Source organism: Anaerosporobacter mobilis DSM 15930 (genome assembly GCF_900142955.1).
GTDB lineage: Bacteria > Bacillota > Clostridia > Lachnospirales > Lachnospiraceae > Anaerosporobacter > Anaerosporobacter mobilis.
This window is the reverse complement of the sequence record NZ_FRCP01000005.1, coordinates 36,910-62,641: the sequence shown is the minus strand read 5'-3', so window position 1 is coordinate 62,641 and position 25,732 is coordinate 36,910. Positions and strand designations below refer to the sequence as shown.

Below are 25,732 nucleotides of genomic sequence, written 5' to 3'. Positions count from 1 at the left end.
AAGGCGGAATTTATAATGGATTCAGCAAAGAAAATGGCTCAAATTGCATATAATGCAATGGATGATAAAAAGGCAGAAGATATAAGAATTATTGAAATTGGAGAAATCTCAACAATTGCAGATTATTTTATCATTGCTAATGGTACGAATAGTTCACAGGTACAAGCTATTGTTGATGGCGTTGATGAAGCGTTATCAAAAGAAGGCTATGAACCACAACGAATTGAAGGAAATCGTTCTTCCAATTGGATATTAATGGATTATGGCGATATCGTTATTCATGTATTCTCTAAAGAAGATCGTTTATTCTACGATTTAGAAAGAATCTGGAGAGATGGTAAAACATTATCAGTTGAAGATCTTCAATAAATGTTACAATTAATCATACAATAAAAAAGACTGCACCATTTTCTATATTGGTGCGGTCTTTTTTGTATTTAAAAGCCGTTTCACTATTTGTTTCTAGATTTCAAACTATTAATGTAACATACGGAATAAACCAATAACTTTTCCTAAAATACTTAATTCTTCAACAATGATAGGATCCATAGTATCATTCTCTGGTTGTAATCTAAAGTGCCCCTTCTCTTTATAAAAGGTCTTTACTGTTACAGAATCATCAATTAATGCTACAACAATATCTCCGTTAACTGCGGTTGATGTTTTTTCTACTAAAATCTTATCGCCGTCAAAGATACCGGCATTAATCATACTTTCTCCTTTGACACGTAACATGAACGTCTCAGCATTAGGTATATCCTCTGCTGGCATAGGGAAATAACCTTCTATGTTTTCAACTGCAAGTATAGGCTGTCCAGCTGTTACAACACCTACAATTGGTACATTCACAAGTTCTCTCCTTGATACATTGAATCCGTCATCTACAATTTCGATAGCACGAGGCTTTGTTGGATCTCTACGAATATACCCGTTCTTTTCTAATGTTTCTAGATGAGAATGTACACTTGAAGTCGATTTGAGCTTCACAGCTTCGCAGATTTCACGAACAGCAGGTGGATACCCTTTATTAATAATTTGTGCCTTTATGTATTCTAAAATTTCTTTTTGTTTTGTACTAATTTTACCATATCCCATGGATTGCTCCCTCCAATAATAATTTCTTCATAATCTTTCGTTCAATTAAAATTCCTTTGATTTAGGTACATTATATCATGCTCTAAAAGAAATTGCAAAACAAATGTTCGTAAATGAAAAAATCTATTGACAAAAGAACAAATGTTCGCTATGATATAAAAAAGATATGCAGTACATATGTTCGGTACTGATAAAAGAGGGAACTAGTAAGTAAGATTATGGTTAACTTAAGAATACATATATACTTTTGAAGGAGGAAATTGTATGAATGTTAAAAGAATTAATCAAGAAGTGATAGTAGCAAGCATTATTTCGATTATTGTGTTGTGTGTTATTTTTATTGGAGTAATAACAGAAAAGACGGTTGCTAGCGCATCAACAACGAAAGATGAGAAGTACGTTATGAGTATAAGAATTGAAAAAGGTGACACATTATGGGGCATTGCTAAGGAGAACATTACAAGTCACTATGAAAGTATAGATGAGTACATAGAAGAGATTATGGAATGTAATTCCCTAACATCTGATACCATACATGAAGGGCAGTTTTTAATCATACCTTACTACAGTACCCCAATAAATTAAACGCATAGATTGAGGAAAGCAGGAAGTCCCCCAAACGGCTTCCTGCTTTATTAACATTTTAATATTAAGTAATAACCATTTTTAACAATTGATAAGTGAGCTTTTTTACTGCACGCAAGGTAATATAGAGAGAATTCATAACCCTCAATATTATTATTAAATAACATAATTAAAATCAATATTTGACACAATTCTAACACTTTTAAAACCTAGTATTATGATATAAATATTGGTTTGAGTGGTTAATTGTAAATAAAATGTCATATATTTGCAATTGATAATTAAGGGTAAAAACCCTTTAATTTATAAGAATTTGCTTGATGCGATATGTTATTTATAGCAGTAAGAAAGGTGAGAAAATGAAACAACGAGAAACAAAAGTAATTAGCCGAGTTTTGAATGCTCAACGAACTCAATGGAAAAAACACAAATCTATTTATATGCTGCTATTCGCGTTACTACTAATCATAACTCCTGTTCTTTCAGTAAAGGCAGCGTCATCATTAAAGTTGTATTATGATAAGAAAAATGTAACGTATACCGGAAAGCAAATTGTGTATAAGATTGATGGAAAACAAGTTAGTGAAAAGAATTATCCAGGAATTATAATTGGATCTACATCATTAGTATCCTATAAAGATGTTTTCGTAGATTCCAATATTGGGGTTACCTCCTCGTATTCTTCAAGTAAAGGAACACTCACTTTAAAGAAGGATTATACCACTATTAAATTTACACTAGGCAGTAAAACTGTTTATGTGGATGGGGAAAAACAAACGGTATCCCAAGCACCAAGAAAGGTAACGTATCATGCTACGGGAGTTACAAAGATTCTTGTTCCGGCAAGATTTGTTGCAGAAGCTTTTGGTTATACGTACAGCTATAATAGTAGTAATGCATTAGCAACTATTACAAGTCCAAAGACAGCAGCACTTAATCTTTATGATTTTAATGAGAGTAAGTGGTTTACGTATCGCGGTGCACAAGGTAAGGTGAAAGTGGAAGGTAAGAATGTTAGCATCACTACGTTGCCAAGTATCTTACATGAATCTACAACAATGATTCAAGCTAAGAAAGTGTTCTCATCATCACCAATAGGTGCAGAGTATACGTATAATAAAGATGAGAAAACTGTAACCTTAGTAAAAGATGATACAACTCTTGTAATGACGTTATACAGTAAAGATGCAACATTAAATGGTAAGGATATATCATTACCACATGCACCTATGAAAATTAAGAATAAAGTGAATGGAAAAACTTATATTATGGTACCGGCTAGTGCTGTAGCAGGATATTTAGGTTACGATTTTGTTTGGGATAGTGCTTCTAGTACTTCTATCATAACTAAGAAAGCGGAAGAGGAACCAGAAAATCCAACACCATCTGAAGATGAAAAACAATATGTTAGTTTCGGTGTTACAGATGCATATAAGAATATATATGATGAGTTAAAGAACGGTACTTATAAAACAGAACTCAACTCGAACTACACAGCAACAGCAGTACTGGGAGATTTCAATAAGGACACGCAAGTATATGCTGACAGAGAAGTCTTTGAGTTAAAGGCATATTCGACATTTAGCAAAGTACATTCATATTATACAACGGATAACTCCCTTGTTATAGATGTGGAACAATCAACAGCAACCAATAAGACTTACACATATAGCAATAGTATTATTGATAGTGCAACAGTTACTTATAATGAGGCTTCTCAGTCAAGTAAATTAGTTCTGACTACGAATGTGAAGCAACCTAAGTATGAGATTAAATTGTCTGATGATGCAATGACTTTAACTGTAGTGGTGTACTATAATTATATCGAAAAATTGGATGTGAATTACGATTATTACACAGATTTAGCATCTATAGATATGTTATATCCTGCTACTATGAATGTAACTTCTGATAATACGAATATCTATATTGATTTACCTTATACAGTGAATAGTATTGGAAGTCTTAACTATAACATTGATGATGGATATTGTGTGAAGGCAGTATCAGCAGTTAATACAGATAACAAAACAACAAGAATTACTTTGAATAAATCAAAAGATAGTACTTACTATACCTCACAATCAGGAAACAACCTATCATTTGTGTTAGTTTATCCAGATGGTGGTTCTGATATTGATTTAAGAATCGACTTACCTAGTGCAGTATCTTACTCAGAAGTTACCACTGAAGATTTATATATGAAAAATCAATTTAAAATTATAATTCCAGGTAATTATGTAAGCTACTATAATGAAAATCCTGTTAAGAATTACTCAAGTATGATTAGTAATACCGCAGTATCTCTAAACAGTAGTGGGAACACTGAAATTCTCGTTTCTACATTAAGTCTGCAAGGATTCCGCTTATCGCAAGGGGATAAATTTGTGGGAGTGGAAGTCGGAAATCCTAAGGATATCTATAATAAGATTGTAGTTTTAGATCCAGGACATGGTGGTTCGGATCCAGGAACAATCCATAATGGCGTACAAGAAAAATCTATTACGTATAATATTCTTTATAAATATGCTAAAGATTATTTTAATAGTAGTGATAGTACTGTTAAGGCTTATTGGACAAGAACAAACGATTCTTTTATTACACTAAATGACCGTGCTGCTTTTGCTAAAAAGGTAGGTGCTGACTTATTCATTAGTCTTCATATGAACTCGGCTTCTGCTAGTGCAAATGGTACAGAGACGTACTACTCAACAGTTAATAACAAGACACAATCCAATGGTTTAAGCAGTGCTAAGTTAGCATCTGTTTTCCAAAATGGAATTGTAGATACTTTTGATTTCTATAATAGAAAGGTTAAAACAGCCAATTTTGCAGTTATTAAAAATAATACAGTACCTGCAATTTTAATAGAACTTGGCTTTATGTCTAATAGTTCTGATTTTGCTAAGTTAAATAATTCTAAAAATCAAAAAGAATATGCAGCTAGGTTATATGAATTAACAGAAGATGTATTTAGCCAGTATCCTACTGGTAGATAATCTTAAACATGTAAATTGGGAGGGCAAGAATGAGACAGAAAAAACAACAACGTTTCCACCTAATACTGTTAGCATTTACATTCGTACTCTGCATGTTTCCATCCCGTGCAAACGTTGTTAGTGCAGCAAAAGATACAAAGAAACCAACAATTACTTTAGCAGTTAAGAATACAGCACCCACTAATTCCACAGTTAAAGTTACTTTCAAAGCTACAGACGCTTCGGATATTAAGACTGTAAAGTGGGCGAAAGGTGATCAAAAAACTTCCTATTTTTCTAAAAAAGGAACTACGGTTAAACTAAGTAAAAATATAAGTACAGTTTCAATCAAAGAGAATGGAATTTATACATTTTATGCGATTGATAAAGCTGGTAACACAAAAATCAAGAAATTAGAGATTAAGAATATTGATAAAACAGCGCCAACTGTATCATTAGATTCATCTGTAATGAATCAAGTAGCTACAATTAATGTGTCAGCAGAAGATGATTCGGGTATTGAAAGCGTGCAGTATATTAAAGGTAAAGTTACTGAGGTAGCTTCTGATAAGTGGAGTTCCAAAGCTAAAAACGTTTCGGATCTACAATCCTTTACTGTTAAATCAGATGGAACGTATAGTGTTAAAGTTACTGATAAGGCTGGAAATGCGGATATAAAAACAATTACTGTTACATTAGAAATGAGAGCCATGTGGATTTCTTATCTTGAATTCAAAACTACTGGATATACAGAAGCAGAATTTAAGGCTAAGATTGATAAGATGTTTGATGATAGTGTAGATTTAAACATGAATACTGTAATTGTACAAGTTAGACCTTTCAGTGATGCTCTATATCCATCAAAATATTTCCCTTGGTCCAAGTATGTATCAGGTACTCAAGGAAAAGATCCTGGATATGATCCACTAGAATACATGGTGGAAGCAGCACACGAACGTGGATTAGAATTCCATGCATGGATTAATCCATATCGTGTAACTCTTCAATCAGGAGATTATTCGGCATTATCTAAAGATAATCCTGCTAGAAAGTGGTATGAAGACAAAGATACGACAAAGAATCGCAATGTCTTAACGTTTGATACAGATGGAGATAAAAAACCGAATATCTATTTTAACCCAGCTTCAACTACTGCGCAAAATTTAATTGTTAACGGTGTAAAAGAAATTGTAGAAAATTATGATGTAGATGGAATCCATTTTGATGATTATTTTTATCCAAACTTAGGATCCAAATACAAAACTGCATTCGATAATATCGAATACAATGCATATGTATCAAAAACTATTGATAGTGGTAAAAAACCAAACACGATTGATGTATGGAGACGAAATAACGTTAACACTTTAGTTAAGAAAGTATATGCTGCGATTAAAGATATTGATTCTAGCGTTCAATTTGGTATCAGTCCAGCAGGTAATCCGGTCAACTTATACCTTACTCAGGGAAATTATGTTGACGTAAAAACATGGATGGCATCAGACAAGTATATTGACTATATTTGTCCTCAATTATACTGGTCATTTGAGAATACGTATACAGACAAGAATACTGGTTTCTCAGCAGCGTATGATAAAGCGTTAGATTATTGGTTATCCCTTCGTACAAGTTCAACTGTTAACATGTATGTAGGTATACCAACTTATCGAGCCGGTTCAAGTGTTGAACCAGAATGGAAAGAGAATGATGATGTATTACAACGTATGGTGGAATACGGACGTAGTACTGGTGAAGTTGATGGATATTTCTTCTTCCGTTATGATTTCTTCTTTAAAGACGCTACACAAGCAGAAGTAGGAAATCTACTTGATATCTTAAACTAAGAGCTTCGTTAATAGAATAAAGTTAATTAAACCGGCAGCTATGGGCTGCCGGTTTTGATTACGTTACAATAACAAACCTTCGCTCTAAGGTGTGTCCCCAGATAAGGAGAAGTGCTGATTGCGAATTCATCAGATAACCCTGGTGTAAGTATGAAAATTCTAAAACGAACATAAAAAACCTCACAATTTCAACTATGAAAATGTGAGGTTTTTTTATGTTTATATCAATCAATTTAATCTTAGTAAAGTCCTAATGGAGTGATCTTACAGTAATCTTCAACTGTACCATTATTTCTGAAACATTGAATAATTTCTTTTCCTAATGGTTGTAAGTCTGGTGTATCGAATTTTTCAATTTCACGAGCGAAGAAGTCTGTAAGGATAGCAGCTCCCTTATCGTAACCTTCAGTACCAAGTAAAGCTTGTTTTTCAGTACGTAGGAATTTAGGTCGAATGTATTGACCGTCTACTTTCATTTCTTTTAATGAGTATCCAAGTAATGAACAACGAGATTCTACTAAGTGATCCATCTTGAAGTTAACACCACCACGACGTGCGAGATATTCAACAACAATATTCTCTGGAGCAAATCCAACTTCATATACACCAATATGTTGATTTGGAACTAAGATATATTTTGTATTTGGTGAAGACATAATTTGATCTAATAAAAGGTTTGCTTGTTTAACACGTTCTCCAGTAGCGAATGGCCAATATGAACCAACACCTTCACTAATCATACCCTTAGAATCAACGATACTTGGGTTATTATGTCCACGTGGTGATACAAGTCTCCATAACCAAGCAAGTGCAGGTGGGATTATGTGTAACATACCTAAAATTCCATAGTTTGGATTTTCTGCTGTTGAAGGTGGCATACGAACACCAAAGCTTCTTACAGAAACCTCAACAGGTTCATCAACGATGTTTTCAATATATTTTCTAGGAATGATTACACGTGGGTTAGGACAAGGTTTACCGTCTGAATCAAGTGTATGTTCCCAAAGTAAGCAAGTTGAACCAGGTATTCCTTGAAGGTTAAAGAAGATTAGCGGTTCATCTGAGTGAATCGATATTTTCTCATGTTCAGGGCTACTACCGTATTGCGTAATACCATCAACACGTAAGAACCAACCATCTTCACCATCTGTTAAGCAAAGTTTTCCACTTTGATTTTGGAAAGCTGGGTGACAGATAGCCATATCATCAGTTACAGGTTTGATTGTACAAGTATCACCCATATTGATGTAATTCTTTTCTCCTGAGATTGTATGAGTACCTAAAAGGACACGTCCATCGGATAATTTCTTAATTTCTTCAAGTAATTCACTCTTACCACCACCAGATGCGCCTTCATGCATAATAACTACTTCGTTTTCATATGGAGTAACTACTTTAGCACAAGATGCATGTGCTGTAACCCAACCTTCACTTTCTCCAATGTCAAGTAAAACACTATAAACACCTTTTTTGGCTGATGGACCTGGATATAAGTTATAGGAGAAGATTTCGTGACAATCATCTAATCGGTTATGAACACAAACTTGTTTTCCGTTAAAATGTGTATGACGGAAAGGTGGAGCAACATAGATAACCGCACGTGGACGAAAACCTTCTGATTCCTCTGCGTTGATAAAACCTTGTAATAATGCAACGCCATAAGCGAAGAAAGCAGCATTTAAAGGACAAACTAGTAAAGAACCATAACCATGAACATTACCACCTGCATTGAATGGAATAACGATAAGTTCTTGCGTCTTTAACCATTCAAATGTTTCATTACGAACAGAATCGAATTCCATACCATAAACATCTTTATATTTAGGTTTATCCGTTGGCTTGTGATCTGCAATAACCATACAGTTTGGATCACGACGACGCATATAATCTTCAACGTAGTTAACAGCCGCACCGTTTTTACAGCGAACAACATTTGCTTCTTTAATATCACCTTTTCCTGGTATTGTATAGACAACATCATGAATCATTGTTTCTTCTGATCCATAAACCAGTTTATAAAGCTCAGCCTTAGTAGTAGGTGTATGTACACCAGCACAGTTAGATAATAAATCTTGTAACTCATTAGAAAAATCGAATTTCTGTAATAATTGGTTCATGCGAATCCTCCTTGTATTACCTTTAGTAATTGTTTGATGCTATTTTCTATTGCACGCTTAGAACGAGCAAATACGTCCTCGATTTTATTCGATGTGCAAGAAAATGTGTTGATAACGATTCTTTTCATTTTATTATTAATTCGTTGTTGTTGCTATGAACTAATTTTCCATTCATCCTTCATAATCAAAAATAAATGCAAGAATAATAAGAAAAATACGGAACCGCCAAATATATGATAGTATATATATAAGCTTAGTTGTTACAAAATGAAATAAGATAATTCAAAAGTTTCATTTTGCTTTGGGGTAAATACTATTCTCTATCAAATATACATGGTAAATACAAGAAAGTCAAGCGGAATTAAATACCTTGTAAATAAAATGCTGCAAGATTAGACATTATATCTTGCATAAATGTGATAGAAAATCTTAATATAGAAGATTATTTTCTATATTATTGCTATTGAGATTGCAAAGAGGTATTATTATATATGAAAGGACAAAAAGTCTATGCACTCTAGTGAAACGACTAAAACAAAATACAAGTTACTTAATAATGAAATATAATTTGTACTATTTATATTATAAATGGTTTCATATATATTATATAATCATTTTTAAGGAGAGTAAAGACTTTGTTGTTGAAAGATTGGAAGAATAAAGAAAAAATTATAGATAAGGCAGGGTGAGCGAGGTTGAATACTATTTTGTGTATGTGTGAAAGAATTGGATTACAACAGGAGGTTATAGAAAAGGTACTAGCTTTTGATAAAGCTTTTTCGTATGATAGCGTAAAAGATGAGATGGATCAGTTATTAAACTTCCAAGCAGCAAATGAAGCAAGAATAAGACTGAAAGGGAAGTTAGGGGAAGATCAAAATGGAATCAAAATACTAACGTGCATGGTAAAGTGTTTAGAACGTACATATGATCAATATAGTAAATTAGGAATATCAGAACAGATATTCATAGATACTATGAATTGTTTCCCACGATTTATAGCAGAACATAAAGCAAGTTATGGAACCTATGGATTTGATAGGGATTGGTGGACAATAAGGCAGATTGGGATGAAATTATTTCGAATCGGAGAATTGGAGTATGAATTAACTTATGAGGACGAAGAAAAAGTGACTAGTATACATATTCCATCCAATGCAAGATTAACAAGTGAAAATTGTAAAATTTCCTATGTTAATAGCCAGAAATTTATAGAGACATATTACCCAGAGTATAAGGAAAGTAGATATATCTGTCAATCTTGGTTACTTTCGCCTGCACTTAAAGAATTATTGCCGTCTACTTCTAATATCATTGGTTTCCAAGAAGCTTTTGAAGTTTCAGAATGGAATAAAGAAGAGGATGATTTTGTTGAATGGGTATTTAAAAAGAAGTATGATGATTATAAGGAATTACCAGAAGATTCAAGCTTACAAAGGAATATGAAGAAACATCTTTTAAACGGTGGATTTGTAGGGGCTGCATTTGGCCAGTTACAAAAAAATCCATGGTGTTAAGGAATAACAACGAGGTAAATACATGAATATTGACTGTGGATTTACAAGAGATAACGGATGGTTTCGCTATCGAGCTTGTGCTATAATAATTGAAGGAGATAGTATATTATTTGCTAAGAATGAAATAGATGATTATTACTATTCAATCGGTGGTGGCGTTCAGATTGGTGAAACTGCAGAAGATGCGGTTAAGCGCGAGGTGTATGAAGAAACGGGAGTTCATTATGAGGTCGAACGGTTGGCATATGTTCATGAGAATTTCTTTAATGGAACCGGTACACTTGACGGTCTAAACTGTCATGAAATTGCATTATATTTTCTTATGAAACCAAGAGGAACTAAAGAATTACATAGTAATAGTTACACAAACGGTGTGAAAGAATATATGCATTGGTTACCAATTGCAGATTTGGATTCATATAAAGCGTATCCTAAATTCTTTAATGGTAATTTAAAGAATATCAGCGACACGATAGAACATGTCGTTACACAGTATGGGGATAAGTTTTGAATAACCTTAATAAATAACTAAGTTAAAAGGAGATATACAGATGAGTTTATCACAAATGAATGATATTTTAATAAAGGCTGTAGAAGATGGAGAAATTGTAGGAGGGAATTTTCTGTGTTTAAAAGACGGAATTGAACAATGTTACTTTGAATACGGATATGCAGATAGGGAGACTAAAGCTCCGATTAGAAAAGATACGATATTTCGTTTATATTCGATGTCTAAACCTGTTACCAGTGCGGCTGTTATGCTTTTGGTAGAGAGAGGTCTTATTGATTTATTAGATCCAGTTGAACTATATCTAGAAGGATTTAAGGATCAAAAGTACTATGAGGGATCGACTCTAAAAGATGTGAAACGTAAAATGACCATAAAGGATTTACTATTCATGACAGCTGGTCTTACTTATCCAGGGGAGAATAGTTTAACAGAGAGAGAAACTGGTAAACTTTTCGATAAATTAGTAGATGGCTTAAAGGAAAGCAGTCCATATGATACATTCGGTACAGTAGAAGCGATGAATGAATTAGGTAAAATACCGCTTATGTTTTCTCCTGGGGATGAATTTTTGTACAGCTCTTGTGCAGATGTGTTAGGCGCAATTGTAGAAGTAGTGACTAAAATGCCATTCTCAGAATTTTTACAGAATAATATATTCACACCATTAGATATGAATGATACTGGATTTTATGTGCCAGAAGAGAAACAAGCAAGGTTGGCATCGACCTATGAGGTAGCAGAAGATGGCCTTAAGAAATACGTAGGTGATAACTTAGGTATACAAAATAGGATGTTACGTAAACCTGTATTCGAATCAGGTGGTGCTGGTTTAGCCTCAACGATTGAGGATTATAGTAAATTTGCAACGATGTTATTGAACAAAGGTGTTTATAATGGTAGAAGAATATTAGCAGAGAAGACTGTTGAATATATGGTTACCAATCATCTTAACCCAAAACAAGAACATTTCCTTGAAACATGGGAAGGGCTAGCAGGGTATAGTTATGGCAATCTCATGCGGATCCTTACGAAACCAGAGCTGTGCAATCATCTTGGTACGAAAGGTGAATATGGTTGGGACGGTTGGCTAGGAGTATTCTTTATGAATTCACCTAAAGATAATCTAACCTTCTTATTAATGTATCAGAAGACAAATTCCGGAACGACCCCATTAACAAGAAAGTTATTGAATGCATTGCGAGCTTCATTTTAATATCTAATATTAGGGAGTGATGGTGTATGACTAAGTATGAATTTGATCATATTAAAATTCACACAGTTATTACTGATCGTTTTAACTCGCAAGATATGTTTGAAATATACGATTTGGACGTATTCGGTGGAGACTCAAGAGTTCTTGCAGGTAGACAATTAAACGTTGACAATCCTAGATATATGAGAATTGATGCGGGGAATTGTCAGTTTTGGAATATTGTAGGTAAAATGGTTTAGACATTCACAATTCCATATATACCTGAAAGGTTTTGGGCTCAAGCTGTATCTGAAATATTATGGAAAGCCTCCGATGTCACTAGAAACGGAAGTATTCATATTAAATGATTGAAATTAATCGAAAAAGATGGTATTCTAAATTATAAACTTAGAATAATATTTTAACTAAAAAATTAATTGTAACATTACGATTGGTAATAATATATTAGAGCTTATTTTTATAAGCTCTTTTTTATTGAAAAGAAAGGTAATACTATGATAAACGTTGATAATTTATCCTATTCCTTCCCACAAAAGGAGCTTTATAAAAATATTTCATTTACACTAGAAGAGGGTCAACATTGTGCATTTATAGGAGCTAGTGGAAGCGGTAAAAGTACATTGATAGATATGATTATGGAACCAGAGAGATATATATTCGATGGTAAGATAGAGATAGAGCCTAATTGTAGAATTGGATATGTAAGTCAGTTCTCTGGACTTGACAAAACAAAAGATACAACAGTTTTCGAATATATTGGCGAGGAATTTATTAAACTACAAAACGAAATAACATCAATTTGTGCGGAGATGGAAACATCTGCGGATATTGATACTTTACTGGAAAAGTATCAACAAACATTAGATGCATTTCAGGCAATTGATGGAGATAATTTCGAAAGCAACATTGAAAAGAAATTAAATTTAGCGAACCTTAGTAAGCAGGCAGATCTTAAGGTATCTAATCTTAGTGGAGGAGAATTCAAACTAATTCAAGTAATTAAAGTTATGCTAACAAGTCCAGACTTAATGATAATGGATGAACCCGATGTGTTTTTAGATTTTGAAAACCTTAATTCACTTAAAAATCTAATTAATTCGCATAAAGGAATCCTACTAATTATTACGCATAACAGATATCTATTAAATCATTGCTTTAATAAGGTCATTCACCTTGAAAACACCGAACTTCAAGAATTTAATGGAAGATATATTGATTATAATTTCTCTTTACTTCAAAGTAAAATTGAGTTACAAGAACTAGCGATTGCGGATGCGGAAGAAATCGAAAGAAATGAACTAATAGTCGAACAATTAAGATCAGCTGCAACGATTCATACGAATGCTGCAAGAGGAAGAGCAGTACATGCTAGAGTGAAATTCCTAGAAAGATTAGAAGCCCGTAGAATTAAAGCTCCATTTGTAGATATTAAACAACCAGAAATCAAGTTAGTTACAGATAATGAAATCGAAGAAACGATTGCTTTAAGAGTTAATAATTACAGTGTTGCCTTTGATGAGCTACTTATAGAAAATGTTAACTTTGAGATTAAATCCAATGAGAAAGTTGCTCTTATCGGTCCAAATGGTACCGGGAAAACAACTTTACTTCGAGAAATCTATAATAATAAGAATGATTCAATTGAGATAAATGAAAAGATTGAAGTAGCCTTTCTATCTCAACTACAGGGTGAGATGTTAAATGAGTCGAATACGATCCTTGAAGAGTTATTTGAGGCTGGATTTGAAACAAAACAAGAGATTCGATCATATGTTCTTGGCTATGGTTTCGAGGAAGAATTGCTTAATCAAAAGATAGAATCGTTATCTGGTGGAGAAAAGAATATACTTCAATTAGCTAAAATTTCAGCGACTAAAGCAAACATGTTACTTCTTGATGAACCGACGAGTCATCTAGACACCTATTCTCAAATAGCCCTAGAAGAAGCTATTAAAAACTATAATGGGGCAATTCTCATGGTCTCCCATGATTTTTATACCATAGCAAATTGTGTGGATTATGTATTAATCATTGAAGATAAGACGATCAGAAAGATGAGTATACGCAAATTTAGAAAGATGATATATTCAAATCATTTTGATAAAGATTACTTAGAAATTGAACAAAAGAAAAAAGAGGTTGAAACCAAAATAGAAATAGCATTAAAGAATACTGATTTTGCACAAGCAAAGATTTTATCTGAAAAGTTAGAAGAGTTGATTAAGTTACTATAATCGTTCATTCTGACTATAATAATAGAAAGAAATTTGAATGTTGTGTAAATATTAAATATTTAATGTAAGATTGGTAAGTCGTTATGTAAGGCGGAGTTGCTACATTTAGTGTAACAACTCCGCTTTAAGTATCTATTTTGATGTGAAGAGCTCAAATTTCATTTGATGTTTATATTGCTTTATTTATAGGAGCTATTTATAATGGGATGTAGAATTATGTAAGAACATCCAATTGGTGGACATGTGAACTACATATTATGTTTAGAAGCATAAGTGAAAACTTATACAACTTAGAATTTATGGAGGGCAGCTATGCCTAGATTAATTATTATAAGAGGAAATTCAGGTAGTGGTAAAACTACAGTAGCAAAAGCATTACAACAAAAATTTGGACATAATTGCATGCTTATTTCACAGGATGTTATACGACGAGATATGCTACGTGTAAAAGATGGTGTTAATACAAAAGCATTACCACTTATGAAAGAACTTCTTTTATATGGTAGAAATAATTGTGAGATTGTTATACTAGAAGGAATTCTAAAGGCTAGTTGGTATCAGTCATTGTTTGAACTAGCAATGTACGAATTTGGAGATAAGATATTCGCTTATTACTATGATATTCCTTTTGATGAAACAGTGAAACGACATCAGACGAAGCCAAATAAAAATGATTTTACTGAAATTGATATGAGCGCTTGGTGGAATGAGAAAGATTTCATAAATCTTATACCTGAAAAAGAAATATCAAAAGATATGGAATTAAATGATACAGTAGAATACATATATCAAGATGTGATGAGTAGTTGAATCTAATGTACAGTTGTAGAGAAATTATTAATGCATTTGTTGCTATTATTAAATAAAGTATGATTATAGAGATTAAATGAGGGATGGAAATGAATGCAGAATGGTCTGAATTAAATAAATCAATGCAAAATCTAATAAAAAAAGAAGGTACCTATCAAGATGGAATAAATACACTTTTGGTATTACGGGAAAAGCTAATTGAGGAGATATACTCATTTAAAGAGAATTTGAACAGAGACGAATTTAATGCAATACCTTTTATAAATGTCTCTGGTTATCACAGTAAAACAATAGCGTATTCATTGTGGCACATTTTTCGTATTGAAGATATAGTGGCACACACTTTAATTATGGGTGATGAACAGATTTTATTGAAAGGAAATTATCAACTGAGAATGAAGTCACCCATTATAACGACAGGAAATGAGCTGATAAAGGAACAAATATCAGATTTCTCTAAAGTGTTAGATCTAAATGAATTATATCTATACATATCAAAAGTCATGCGCAGTACAGATAATTTATTAAGGAATTTATCTTACCAAGATTTAAAACGTAAGATAACGAATGAAAGTAAGAATTATCTAAAATCGCTGGAAGTGGTTAGTAGAGATGAAAATGCTTATTGGCTAATTGATTATTGGTGTGGAAAGGATATAAAAGGATTAATACAAATGCCATTTTCAAGACATTTGATTATGCATATTGAAGCTTGTTTACGTATAATAAATAAAATTCATCCTAATTGATATTTCTATAAAATTAAACAATTGCTAAGACAAATCAGAAAGATGGGGGTATTATGATGTTCAAAGATAAACGACAGAAAATATTAACCATAGGACTTTTTATTGTGTATGCTTTTTTACTAGTTTGGTTGATATTGTTTAAATTTCAAACCAACATTTCAGACTTAGGCCATATAAGGAATATTAATTTAATCCCATTTGCCGCATCAATGGTAGTGAATGGTAAGATTGAATTAAGAGAGATTATATATAATGTTTTGGTTTTTATACCTATGGGAATCTATATAAATATATTTAAATCTAAGTGGTCATTTATTCAAAAGATATTGCCATGTTTAGGTGTTAGTTTACTATTCGAGGTTATACAATATACATTTGCAATTGGCGCGAGTGATATTACTGATATTATTGGTAATACATTCGGTGGAATCATTGGAATCGGTATGTATGGTTTGATTAAGAGAATTTTTAAAGATAGGGCAATCACCGTGGTTAATGTAATGGCACTAATTTCTTCTGTATTAGTTATGGTAATTATGATACTAGTATTTTCCGCTAATTCTAAAAACGTTACCCAGACGAATAGTTCCTCACCAACATCCACTGGGCAAATATACTTATACGGGGAAGCACATGGGGTCGAAAACATCTTAGATCAAGAATTTGAGTTATGGAATGAATACTATCAAAATCAGGGTATGAGACATCTATTTATTGAGTTTCCATACTATACCGCAGAGTTTTTAAATCTATGGATGCAATCTGATAGCAATGAGATATTAGATGAGATATTTAGCGATTTGAAGGGTACTGCTGCAAACACCACCGCTAATAAGGAATTTTATGAGAAGATAAAAAGTCAATGTCCTGAAACCATATTTCATGGAACAGATGTTGGACACCAATATGACACTACCGGAAGACGATTTTTGAAATATATGCAAAGTAACAAGTTAGTGGACTCAGAGCAATATGTTTTAACGCAAGAGGCGATAGATCAAGGTAGATATTATTACGAACGTTCAGACGATGTATATCGTGAAAACAAGATGGTGCAGAACTTTATCCGAGAGTTTGACAAGTTAAGCAACGAAAGTATCATGGGTATTTATGGTTCGGCACATACCGGGCTTGAATCGATGAACTATACGAATGATATACCATGTATGGCAAATCAGCTAAAGAAGTATTATGGCGATGCCATACGTTCTGAAAGTCTAGATATTATAGTTGAGGATATTGAACCATCTAGAGTAGATACCATCAAGGTTAATGGAAAAGAGTATGAGGCTTCCTATTTCGGAAAACAGAATCTAAAGGGAATATTTGAAGGCTATTCCTACCGGGAATATTGGCGTCTCGAAAATGCATATGAAGACTTAAAGGATAGACCTCTAACACAAGATGAACTGCCATACAATAATTATCCTATGAAAATAGATACAGGACAGATCTTTGTGATCGACTATACAATGACAGATGGATCAGTTATCAGAAAGTACTACCGATCTGATGGACATGAATGGAATGGTACGCTATCAACGCAGGAATTTACAGTAGATTGAATTGTTAGAAAATTACAGGAATCTAATAAAATAAATAAAAGTTCAATTTTAATTTTCTTGAGGGAAACTTTGAAAACTATGAAAAGAGGTAGATTATAATATGATGAGTGGAAATATATAATTTCAAAGAATTACGATAATTAATGTTGAAATATATTGTATTTTAGCTTATAGTAATGGAAATGCGGTATTTTACTTTATATTATAATATTAGGTTAAATAAATGTTAATTATATTTTTTACATAAGGAGAAATTAAAATGGAATATTTTCATGTTGATGTTTTTAGTAATGAAATTTTGTCTGGTAATGGATTAACTGTTGTTTTTTGCAACGAGGAATTAGAAGATGATCTTATGTTAAAATTAACACAGGAGTTTAAGCAATTTGAAACTATTTTTGTGAGAAGAATAGTTGATTGTATCTTTAGTGCAAGAATTTTTACAGTAAATGAAGAATTGGATTTTGCGGGGCATCCTATTTTGGGAGCAGCTGCTACTATACATAGTCATATTTTTGGAAATGAAGAAGATATAGCAATTACCTTTCAATTAAATCAAAAAACAATTATAGTTAATTCCAAAAAGTCAGCGGAGTATTACGAGGTACAAATGAATCAAGGAAAAGCAGAATTCCTCTGTGAAGTTTCAAAAGAGAAGAGAAATGAATATGTTCATGCATTGAATTTGTCAGAAGAGAATTTAAGCGAAGAATTTCCTATGGAAGTTGTATCAACGGGATTACCATACCTATTAGTACCAATAACTTCAGGAATAGAGAACACCAAAATACTTATTTCAAATTTTGAAGAAATGTTAAGAGAAGTAGGTGCTAAATTTGCTTATATATTTGATGTAAATACTATAGAAGGACGGACCTGGGATAATCAAGGAAACGTTGAGGATGTTGCAACAGGAAGTGCAGCTGGACCATTAGGTGCATATTTATATAAGCATAATATGTTTAATGTAGGACATGAGATTATAATTAATCAAGGAAGCTTTGTCGGCAGACCTAGTAAAATTAGGGTTTCTATGAGCAATTCTGAAAAAGATATATTAGTGTCTGGAGCGGTAGCTATTTTGGCAAAGGGAGCTATTGTTGCAAAGTTATAGCACTAATTTTAAAAAACAAACACTGCTCAATATGATATTTATTTTTGGATGAATTAGATTATATTCCCACAAAAGTATATTATGATAGTTTAAATCTATTATTAAGATTCTAGTTAGAAAAATTCTTAATAATAGATTTTTTTTTATTGCAGTTATGTCCATAAGAAGCATTAATTAACAATCTGTTACAAGGAATTATAAAAAATGTATACCCTTATGTAACTTTAGAAACTTATAACTAGTAAGTTTTACCATTATAATTAATATTAGTGGGAGATATGAAACGACTTCTTTGTGAAAATTGACGTAAGCAAGGGGAAATCATATATCTAAAGGAGGGCGCTTATGGAAAAGCGAATGTTACAACTTAACAAAAAGAAACTACATAATGTATTAAGCATTGTACTGACAATCACATTGCTAATTGGTACATTAACTGGGTATTCAAGCTACACTGGAAAGGTTGCAAAAGCAGCATCAGAGGCAATCACATCCATGCAGTATTATTCAGCCTCTGATGGTCCGATACTTACAGGTTCAGGAGTTGATGGAGCCAGTTATGGATTTGTAATGCCAATCTTTAATGGTGGTTCTGCATCATGGGGAGATGTTGCAAGCGACTTACAAGTAAATGTAAAGGTGAATGGAGCATGGGTTAGCATCGATACAGTTTCAAGTTTCGTGTATAATTCAAATTGGGGAAACTGGAGTGACAGTGGATTTAACGGTTATTGGTTTAACGTAAATAAAACAACAAATCTACAATTACAGTCAAAAACCAATAAAGAAGTAACACTGGAGTATACCTTGCAGTTTACACAGCTATCAACTGCAACAATTACTTCTATGACGGCAACACAGGGGCCTCAATTAACTGCTGGAGTTACTGGTGGTTGTGGATTTACTTATCCGACCTTTAATGGAGACGCATCTATTAAATATGAACAGATAGCAAAAGATCTAAAGGTATATGTTCGAACAGAAGATGATAAGGACTGGATAGATATTAACAACAATGCTGCCAGTGGTTGGATTTATGATAAGAATTTCGGACAGTTCTTTGATGGGCCGGGAGGATATTGGTTTAATGTAGAAAAGACAACCTATGTTCGTCTTGTTTCTGTTTCTTCACCAGGGGTATTTCTGGATTATACTATTACATACACAAAACCAGTAAGAGATAAGCATGTACTGACTGCGGATACAACAACTTTTACAGCAGGAACAACAGGTGCAATCGGTATACCACTTCCATTTATTGATGGTGGTTATCCAGTATCAACTGAACTCGACAATTTCATCTATGAAGTAAAGGTAAATGGAGCATGGGTTGAATTAAGCAACACAGCTTTAAGTAGTTTTAGTTATCAAGGTAACGGTTATAATAAATTATCAGATAAAAACCAATGGGGATATTGGGTAGATGGAATTTACGGATTATGGTTCCAGCCGATTCAACAGGATATGGAGCTTCGTATCGGATATCCATTGAATGGGGAAAAAGGCGGCAATGTTGGTAATAACTATATTGTGTATTCCTTTATTGGAAATCCAAATGCACCAAGGCCTGATGTTTCAGATTTGGGAGAATTAGAATTAGGAACAAGTGACAGTTCTAAGTTGAACGGCTGGAATATGGTATGGAATGATGAGTTTGCTGGAGATAAATTAAATACCTCCAAGTGGAACTATAATACAGGATACTTTATTGATGGAGATCCGGATAAATGGGGCTGGGGAAATAATGAGCTAGAATATTATACGGATTCAGAAAAAAACACCTTTGTCAAAGATGGAAGCTTAAATCTTGCCACCTATTATGAACCAACAACGTTTCCTGAGATTGATCCTAATCGAGTAGCACCATACTCATCAGGAAAAATAACAACAAAAGACAAATTCACATTTAAATATGGAAGAATTGATTTTAGAGCAAAACTTCCAGCTGGTAACGGTTTATGGCCAGCACTTTGGTTGTTACCAAACGAAGACAAATATGGAACATGGGCTTCTTCTGGTGAAATTGATGTAATGGAAGCAAGAGGACGTATCCCGAATGCAAGTAGCGGTGCTATCCACTATGGTGGAACATGGCCAACTAATACATACTTAGGTAGTGATTATGTATTTCCAGAAGGAGAATCCATTAATTCGGATTATCATGTATATAGTCTTGTATGGGAAGAAGATAACATCAAATGGTATGTAGACGGAAAGTGCTTCTTTAAGGCAACCAATGATCAATGGTATTCTGCAGGAAATCCGAACAATCCAAACGCACCATTTGATCAAGAATTTTATATTATTATGAATCTAGCTGTAGGTGGCTGGTTCGATGGCGGAGTTACACCAGGAGAAGGTGATATACCAGCATCTATGCAAGTGGATTATGTTCGAGTATATCAAGCAGAAGGCAGTACAGACGGTTCATATACAGATAATACGACAGAGGTAACACCAGTTTTAGAAGATAAAGCTTTCGGTAAAACAGTACAATCATCAGGCACTGAAAATGAAGTATTTTCTGCTAATAATTTGGTAGATAATAATACAGCAACAAGATATGCTTCTAACTTTGCTGATGATGCTTGGTTTATTGTGGATCTTAACAATACCTATACAATTAATCAGGTAATTCTAAATTGGGAAGCGGCTTATGGTAAGCAGTACGAGATTTTAGTTTCAACAGATGGAGTTAATTATACTTCTGTTATTAAACAAAACAATGGAGCAGGCGGAGTGGAAACCTTGAATTTAGACAAAGTAAAAGCAAGATATGTCAAATTCCAGGGAGTAGAAAGAGCATTACCGTATGGGTATTCTTTATGGGATATTAAGGTGATGGGAAATTAAGTTTAAGTTATGAAGATGAAAGAATTGATTGCCTTTAAATAATTTTAAGTTAAATAATAATAATTAGCCTCTCTAGCCCTTGATATTATCTGGGGTAGAGAGGTTTTTCATTATCCTTAATGTTGGAACGGTTGATTGTGCAGGAAGAATGCTGTTTTCAGGGAATTGTAAATAATATTTTATAAAAAGAATATCAAAGTTTTACAGGGATTACATGGAATGTAGTCCTTGTTTTTTATGTATAAATTTGTTAATAAATTGACAATTCTATTTACTAAAATGTAATAATATGGTAATATAAAGCGGAATATATATTTTAAAATGGAGATAACTGCATGTTGAATGTATTATTATGTGATGATTCAGATAAACAAGTTCAAGTAATGAAAAAGGTATTGCTTGATTATCAATATCAAAAAGAGCAAATATTTTTTCATATTTTTTCGACTATTTCCACAAAAGATGCCTTAAAATGTGTCGTTTCAAATACTATCGATATTGCTATATTAGATATTGAAATAGATGATAAGACAGGAATAGATATCGCAAAAGCAATTAAAAGTAATAATACGGAATGTAAAATTATTTTTTTAACAAATTATGATTCTTTTGGTTATTTAGCATATGAAGTAGAAGCGAGTGCATATATCTTGAAACCACTTGAAAAGACTAAACTTTATAATAAATTAGATAAAATTATTAGAGAGTATCATAATGAAACTATAATAAAAAGGTATGGTTCCTCTAGATTTGAAATGAAAATTAAAGGAAAGATAACTTATGTATATCAATATGATATCCTGTACATTGAAAAAAAAGGAAAAAATGTATTGGTTGTAACCAATGATTTCATCTACGAGTATATAGCTAACTTAAAAGATATAGAAAAAGAATTGGGACAAGAATGTTTTCTGCGATGTCACAATGGTTTTATCGTTAATATCAATCAGATTGTATCCCATAAAAGAACGGAATTGTATGTAGGAAAACAACATATAAGCATACCAGTTAGCAAGGCAAACATACATAAAGTAGCGGCTGTTATGGAAATGAAGATCTGGGAGAATATAATATGAAGAATATAGCTTATATATTAATTAATTATTTCTTTGCCAATATAGCAGATATGGTATTATTCTATATTTTGCTTAGGCCAATTTGTTTTTCAAAACAATCACTAAAGAATGGAATAGTAACAATCCTACTCTTGTCTCAATTTGTGATACTGGTTGATTATTTTTGTGAACCTGGTTCAATTATATTAATGATAACAGTAAATATGGTATGGTTTTTTATGGGAAGTATTACAGAAAAACATGTGTCTAAAAAGAAAACAGTATTTCAACTGATTTTATCTTCGGTTATTCTAGTGATTAGTAATATTATGTTTATCTGCATTCCTATATTGGTTTTTAAGTTAGATGTTGTAGATTTATTGTCAAATGGACACATACGTTGGATATTGATTATTTTTTCGAAAGTATTAGAAATCATTTTAGCTTTTTATAGCTTATATCTAATTAGATATTATAAAATCCTTCAACATACCTATTTTTTTAAGCCAATCTGTTGTTTATTTAGTTTGTTTATACTAAGTTCATTATTTCTATTTAAAGAAATATTGAATTTACAGAAACTAAAAAAGCCAATGCATACAAATACAATTATGGTATTGTTAATTACTGAATTTACGATATTAGCAGTGATAGTCTTTATAATACAAGTATATAAAAAACTTCAGTATATGAATAAAACAGAAGTCGAAAATCATATACAAAAACTAGTACTTGATTGTCAGAAAGATGCTATTAAAACCATAAGAACAAAGCAACATGAATATAAGAATCATATTGAAAGTATCAATGCTTTACTTTTAGAACATGATATCAATAAAGCAGAATATTATATACGCAAGTTGTTAAAACAAAGCATTGATACCGATCAAACAATTAGAAAGAATGCGTCATTTATGGAGATTCTTATCGATTATAAGCTAAAAGAAGCGAAGACCAACGAAATACAAATAATAAAAAAACTAACGGTATGTCATGATATACCGATAGAAGAGTATGATCTAGCAATTGTCATTAATAATGCTATGAATAATGCAATAGAAGCATGTATAAAACTTCCTGTTATTAAAAGATATATAAAATGTATTATTATCATTAAGCTAAATTATCTAAATTTTTATTTTGAGAATTCGTGTAAAGAGGATATAGAATGGGTTAATGATGAACTAGTAACAACCAAAAATGATAAAGCAGTACATGGCTTTGGATTACAAAACATAAAGCATGTTGTAAATAAGTATAATGGAATATTTATGATTGGGGCAAATAAAGGCATATTTAACTTAAAATGTAGTTTGCTGATACCTGAATATAGCACGAAACAATCATATAATACAATACAAGAATGATGATAATAAAAAAGAATGACTTCTAAATATTCTAAGAAGTCATTCTTTTGCTAAATTGGAACTTGTTTTTGTAACGTTATCTTAGATCAATTGAAACGGTTTCTTCGCCGGCATTCACATAATTGACCTGTACTTTAGTTTTATTTGGGTAACAGATTGATCCGCTACTTAGCGTATCATTAGCAAGCCATTGGTGTTTGCTACTTGTAGTCCCAATATAGGAGCTAGCCCACTTTACACCTAAAATGTAGGAACCACTACTTAGGTTTTCAGGACTTTGTCCAATCGATGTTACTCGTTTCATAGTATTACCTATACCATTTGCTTTCCAACCAGTGGCTGTATTACAGTATGTTGTGATTGTCTTATATTGTCCTTTATCTGTTGTTCCGCTTACTTGAAGTACAACCTTATTGTCTGCACTAACATAGAATACCATCTTTACAGTTTGACCACCTTTAAATCTGTCAGTATCAGATGGATGGCTATATACTGAATTACAGTTGATAATTGGTGCCCAGTTATCATAAGTTGGGCTATGTTGTAATCCTGCATCAATTTCTGTTCCATTACCAGAACCACCTATGTATACATAAGCGGTATCCTTACCATTTTCTTTAATATTACTTTTAGATGGTAGAGTAACGGTTGTTTCCATATAGGTATATGGTTGTGATTTCGTTCCTGCATTGGAACTTACTCTTCTGTATGGTCCTGTTCCACCAGCTGCAAAAGCAGTTGCACCTAATTCAACTGCTAGAAACAAACATATGGAACAGATACTAATAATTCGTTTACTAAATTTCTTCATGGGATTATCCTCCTTTAGATTATTATTATGAAAGTATTTGTGATCTTTCATAATTGCAATCATATACATAAATTTATTAGATTACAATGTGTAAGGAATGATTGGACATTTTATAGGAATACTTGGGCACTAATATATTTTCTTATCTAGTAGAATCCTTAGAAGGGATAGAAACTGATAAAGCATTCACTGGTGAAGAAATCGTACAGACAAAGACTGAGAATAATTTTTTACATATGTAACTTACTCCCTCAACCGAACAGCATCCTTCACACTACGTCTGCGTTCTTCCTCAATCGCTGCGTAGTGTTTCTTTGTTGTATTAACATCTTTGTGTCCCAAAACATCTGCTACTAGATAGATATCACCTGTTTCACGGTATAGTGAGGTACCATAGGTACTACGAAGTTTATGAGGTGTAATTTTCTTCATCGTAGTAACAGTACTGGAATACTTCTTAACTAGAAGCTCGATACTACGAACTCCCATACGTTTTTTTTGAATGGATAGAAAGAGTGCATCTTCATGTCCTGTGGCAGCAGGAATCTTATTACGTAGTACAAGATAGTCTTGAAGTGCAGCAGTAACTTCTTCTCCAAAGTATACATACGCTTCGTAACCACCTTTTCTTGTGATTTTAATACGCGTGTTGTTAAAATCAACATCCTTACGATCTAAACCAACACATTCCGATACACGGATACCTGTACCTAGTAGAAGAGTCATGATTGCAAGATCACGTTCTTTTGTTTTGGAATGGAAGGCTTGTTGCTTGTCTGTTAGTTTGCTACCGGATTCTACTGTATCTAATAATGTTGCAACCTCATCTACATCGAGTCGAACGATTGCTTTATCATGAAGTTTTGGCATCGACACTTGTAGAATAGGATTTTCATTAATCATCTTATTCTTGTGGAAGTACCCATAGAAGGAACGTAGAGCGGCTAATTTGCGCTTAATGCCACGTTCATCATTGGTATATTCCTTACCATCTTTGGTATATAACTTAAGATAATCAAGATATTCTTCAATATCTGTGGATTCTAGTTTGGTTAATAGATCAAATTCAAAGTTTCGAATCTCTTTTTCCTGATATAGTGGGTTCGTCTGGTGAATAAATTCAAAGAAAGTACGCAAGTCAATCGCATATGCAATACGAGTTCTTGGTGCTGTCGTATGTTCTATTCCACGAAAATATGTAGCTACATAGGGGGGAAGTTCCTTAATTAATTCACGTAGCTTCTTTGTATTATCTATATTAAGTTGTTCATGATAATTTCTTTCTTTCATCATCTTATCCATGCATAGCGTTTT

Annotated in this window: 20 protein-coding genes; 16 read left to right on the top strand and 4 right to left on the bottom strand. The window is 32.7% G+C overall.

What is annotated here, in order from left to right; all coding sequences use genetic code 11:
* Positions 1-15 precede the first annotated feature (15 nt).
* Positions 16-369, top strand: a complete 354-nt coding sequence (gene rsfS / locus BUB90_RS00225; protein WP_073281548.1) for a ribosome silencing factor — start codon at positions 16-18, stop codon at positions 367-369.
* Positions 370-477: 108 nt separating this feature from the next.
* Here rsfS and lexA read toward each other — a convergent pair whose 3' ends face one another.
* A complete protein-coding gene (gene lexA / locus BUB90_RS00220) occupies positions 478-1,095 on the bottom strand; it encodes a transcriptional repressor LexA (RefSeq protein WP_073281546.1) in 618 nt (205 codons plus the stop codon).
* A gap of 264 nt (positions 1,096-1,359) precedes the next feature.
* Here lexA and yneA point away from each other — a divergent pair, with 264 nt between their 5' ends.
* The 3 genes from yneA (at position 1,360) to BUB90_RS00205 (ending at position 6,502) form a co-directional block, all read left to right on the top strand.
* Positions 1,360-1,680 (top strand): cell division suppressor protein YneA, encoded by a 321-nt coding sequence (yneA, locus tag BUB90_RS00215; RefSeq protein ID WP_073281544.1) that lies wholly within the window; start codon positions 1,360-1,362, stop codon positions 1,678-1,680.
* Positions 1,681-2,039: 359 nt separating this feature from the next.
* Positions 2,040-4,679: an N-acetylmuramoyl-L-alanine amidase gene (locus BUB90_RS00210; RefSeq protein WP_170865417.1), complete on the top strand. Its 2,640-nt coding sequence runs from the start codon at positions 2,040-2,042 to the stop codon at positions 4,677-4,679.
* Positions 4,680-4,708: 29 nt separating this feature from the next.
* The gene (locus BUB90_RS00205; protein ID WP_073281540.1) at positions 4,709-6,502 is read left to right on the top strand and encodes a glycoside hydrolase family 10 protein; all 1,794 of its coding nucleotides are present in this window, start codon (positions 4,709-4,711) and stop codon (positions 6,500-6,502) included.
* Positions 6,503-6,741: 239 nt separating this feature from the next.
* Here the strand turns inward: BUB90_RS00205 and BUB90_RS00200 are convergent, their stop codons facing one another.
* Entirely contained in the window at positions 6,742-8,619 is a 1,878-nt protein-coding gene (locus BUB90_RS00200; protein WP_073281538.1) for a DUF4914 family protein, read from the bottom strand.
* A 695-nt stretch (positions 8,620-9,314) separates the two neighbouring features.
* On the opposite strand from BUB90_RS00200, the gene BUB90_RS00195 reads away from it, so the two are divergent.
* The 12 genes from BUB90_RS00195 to BUB90_RS00140 all read left to right on the top strand — a co-directional run bounded on the left by BUB90_RS00195 (position 9,315) and on the right by BUB90_RS00140 (position 23,607).
* A complete protein-coding gene (locus BUB90_RS00195; protein ID WP_139241673.1) occupies positions 9,315-10,136 on the top strand; it encodes an acyltransferase domain-containing protein in 822 nt (273 codons plus the stop codon).
* Positions 10,137-10,158: 22 nt separating this feature from the next.
* Positions 10,159-10,647, top strand: coding sequence for an NUDIX hydrolase (locus BUB90_RS00190; protein WP_073281534.1), 489 nt, complete (start codon positions 10,159-10,161; stop codon positions 10,645-10,647).
* 40 nt (positions 10,648-10,687) lie between these two features.
* On the top strand, positions 10,688-11,860 hold the full coding sequence (locus tag BUB90_RS00185; protein ID WP_073281532.1) for a serine hydrolase domain-containing protein: 1,173 nt from the start codon (positions 10,688-10,690) through the stop codon (positions 11,858-11,860).
* Positions 11,861-11,886: 26 nt separating this feature from the next.
* A complete protein-coding gene (locus BUB90_RS00180) occupies positions 11,887-12,099 on the top strand; it encodes a hypothetical protein (RefSeq protein ID WP_073281530.1) in 213 nt (70 codons plus the stop codon).
* Between the two features lie 255 nt (positions 12,100-12,354).
* A complete protein-coding gene (locus BUB90_RS00175; protein WP_073281528.1) occupies positions 12,355-14,094 on the top strand; it encodes an ABC-F family ATP-binding cassette domain-containing protein in 1,740 nt (579 codons plus the stop codon).
* A gap of 312 nt (positions 14,095-14,406) precedes the next feature.
* A complete protein-coding gene (locus BUB90_RS00170; protein ID WP_073281526.1) occupies positions 14,407-14,904 on the top strand; it encodes a kinase in 498 nt (165 codons plus the stop codon).
* Positions 14,905-14,993: 89 nt separating this feature from the next.
* Positions 14,994-15,653, top strand: a complete 660-nt coding sequence (locus BUB90_RS00165; RefSeq protein WP_073281524.1) for a phage head-tail adapter protein — start codon at positions 14,994-14,996, stop codon at positions 15,651-15,653.
* Between the two features lie 53 nt (positions 15,654-15,706).
* Positions 15,707-17,218 (top strand): VanZ family protein, encoded by a 1,512-nt coding sequence (locus BUB90_RS00160; protein WP_084139010.1) that lies wholly within the window; start codon positions 15,707-15,709, stop codon positions 17,216-17,218.
* Between the two features lie 259 nt (positions 17,219-17,477).
* Positions 17,478-18,332, top strand: a complete 855-nt coding sequence (locus tag BUB90_RS00155; RefSeq protein ID WP_073281520.1) for a PhzF family phenazine biosynthesis protein — start codon at positions 17,478-17,480, stop codon at positions 18,330-18,332.
* Between the two features lie 345 nt (positions 18,333-18,677).
* Positions 18,678-21,185, top strand: coding sequence for a family 16 glycosylhydrolase (locus BUB90_RS00150; RefSeq protein WP_073281518.1), 2,508 nt, complete (start codon positions 18,678-18,680; stop codon positions 21,183-21,185).
* Between the two features lie 335 nt (positions 21,186-21,520).
* The gene (locus tag BUB90_RS00145; protein ID WP_073281516.1) at positions 21,521-22,261 is read left to right on the top strand and encodes a LytR/AlgR family response regulator transcription factor; all 741 of its coding nucleotides are present in this window, start codon (positions 21,521-21,523) and stop codon (positions 22,259-22,261) included.
* Complete coding sequence (locus BUB90_RS00140; protein WP_073281514.1) at positions 22,258-23,607, top strand: sensor histidine kinase; 1,350 nt, start codon at positions 22,258-22,260, stop codon at positions 23,605-23,607. The genes BUB90_RS00145 and BUB90_RS00140 overlap by 4 nt, the downstream gene beginning before the upstream one ends.
* A gap of 76 nt (positions 23,608-23,683) precedes the next feature.
* Here BUB90_RS00140 and BUB90_RS00135 read toward each other — a convergent pair whose 3' ends face one another.
* Both BUB90_RS00135 and BUB90_RS00130 read right to left on the bottom strand, forming a co-directional pair.
* On the bottom strand, positions 23,684-24,418 hold the full coding sequence (locus BUB90_RS00135; RefSeq protein WP_073281513.1) for a YrpD family protein: 735 nt from the start codon (positions 24,416-24,418) through the stop codon (positions 23,684-23,686).
* Between the two features lie 243 nt (positions 24,419-24,661).
* Entirely contained in the window at positions 24,662-25,708 is a 1,047-nt protein-coding gene (locus BUB90_RS00130; protein ID WP_073282509.1) for a tyrosine-type recombinase/integrase, read from the bottom strand.
* Positions 25,709-25,732 lie beyond the last annotated feature (24 nt).

Excerpts from the sequence above, each read along its gene's own strand:
- rsfS (WP_073281548.1), top strand. The coding sequence starts at position 16 with ATGGATTCAGCAAAGAAAATGGCTCAAATTGCATATAATGCAATGGAT.
- lexA (WP_073281546.1), bottom strand. The coding sequence starts at position 1,095 with ATGGGATATGGTAAAATTAGTACAAAACAAAAAGAAATTTTAGAATAC.
- yneA (WP_073281544.1), top strand. The coding sequence starts at position 1,360 with ATGAATGTTAAAAGAATTAATCAAGAAGTGATAGTAGCAAGCATTATT.
- BUB90_RS00210 (WP_170865417.1), top strand. The coding sequence starts at position 2,040 with ATGAAACAACGAGAAACAAAAGTAATTAGCCGAGTTTTGAATGCTCAA.
- BUB90_RS00205 (WP_073281540.1), top strand. The coding sequence starts at position 4,709 with ATGAGACAGAAAAAACAACAACGTTTCCACCTAATACTGTTAGCATTT.
- BUB90_RS00200 (WP_073281538.1), bottom strand. The coding sequence starts at position 8,619 with ATGAACCAATTATTACAGAAATTCGATTTTTCTAATGAGTTACAAGAT.
- BUB90_RS00190 (WP_073281534.1), top strand. The coding sequence starts at position 10,159 with ATGAATATTGACTGTGGATTTACAAGAGATAACGGATGGTTTCGCTAT.
- BUB90_RS00185 (WP_073281532.1), top strand. The coding sequence starts at position 10,688 with ATGAGTTTATCACAAATGAATGATATTTTAATAAAGGCTGTAGAAGAT.
- BUB90_RS00180 (WP_073281530.1), top strand. The coding sequence starts at position 11,887 with ATGACTAAGTATGAATTTGATCATATTAAAATTCACACAGTTATTACT.
- BUB90_RS00175 (WP_073281528.1), top strand. The coding sequence starts at position 12,355 with ATGATAAACGTTGATAATTTATCCTATTCCTTCCCACAAAAGGAGCTT.
- BUB90_RS00170 (WP_073281526.1), top strand. The coding sequence starts at position 14,407 with ATGCCTAGATTAATTATTATAAGAGGAAATTCAGGTAGTGGTAAAACT.
- BUB90_RS00165 (WP_073281524.1), top strand. The coding sequence starts at position 14,994 with ATGAATGCAGAATGGTCTGAATTAAATAAATCAATGCAAAATCTAATA.
- BUB90_RS00160 (WP_084139010.1), top strand. The coding sequence starts at position 15,707 with ATGATGTTCAAAGATAAACGACAGAAAATATTAACCATAGGACTTTTT.
- BUB90_RS00155 (WP_073281520.1), top strand. The coding sequence starts at position 17,478 with ATGGAATATTTTCATGTTGATGTTTTTAGTAATGAAATTTTGTCTGGT.
- BUB90_RS00150 (WP_073281518.1), top strand. The coding sequence starts at position 18,678 with ATGGAAAAGCGAATGTTACAACTTAACAAAAAGAAACTACATAATGTA.
- BUB90_RS00145 (WP_073281516.1), top strand. The coding sequence starts at position 21,521 with ATGTTGAATGTATTATTATGTGATGATTCAGATAAACAAGTTCAAGTA.
- BUB90_RS00140 (WP_073281514.1), top strand. The coding sequence starts at position 22,258 with ATGAAGAATATAGCTTATATATTAATTAATTATTTCTTTGCCAATATA.
- BUB90_RS00135 (WP_073281513.1), bottom strand. The coding sequence starts at position 24,418 with ATGAAGAAATTTAGTAAACGAATTATTAGTATCTGTTCCATATGTTTG.
- BUB90_RS00130 (WP_073282509.1), bottom strand. The coding sequence starts at position 25,708 with ATGAAAGAAAGAAATTATCATGAACAACTTAATATAGATAATACAAAG.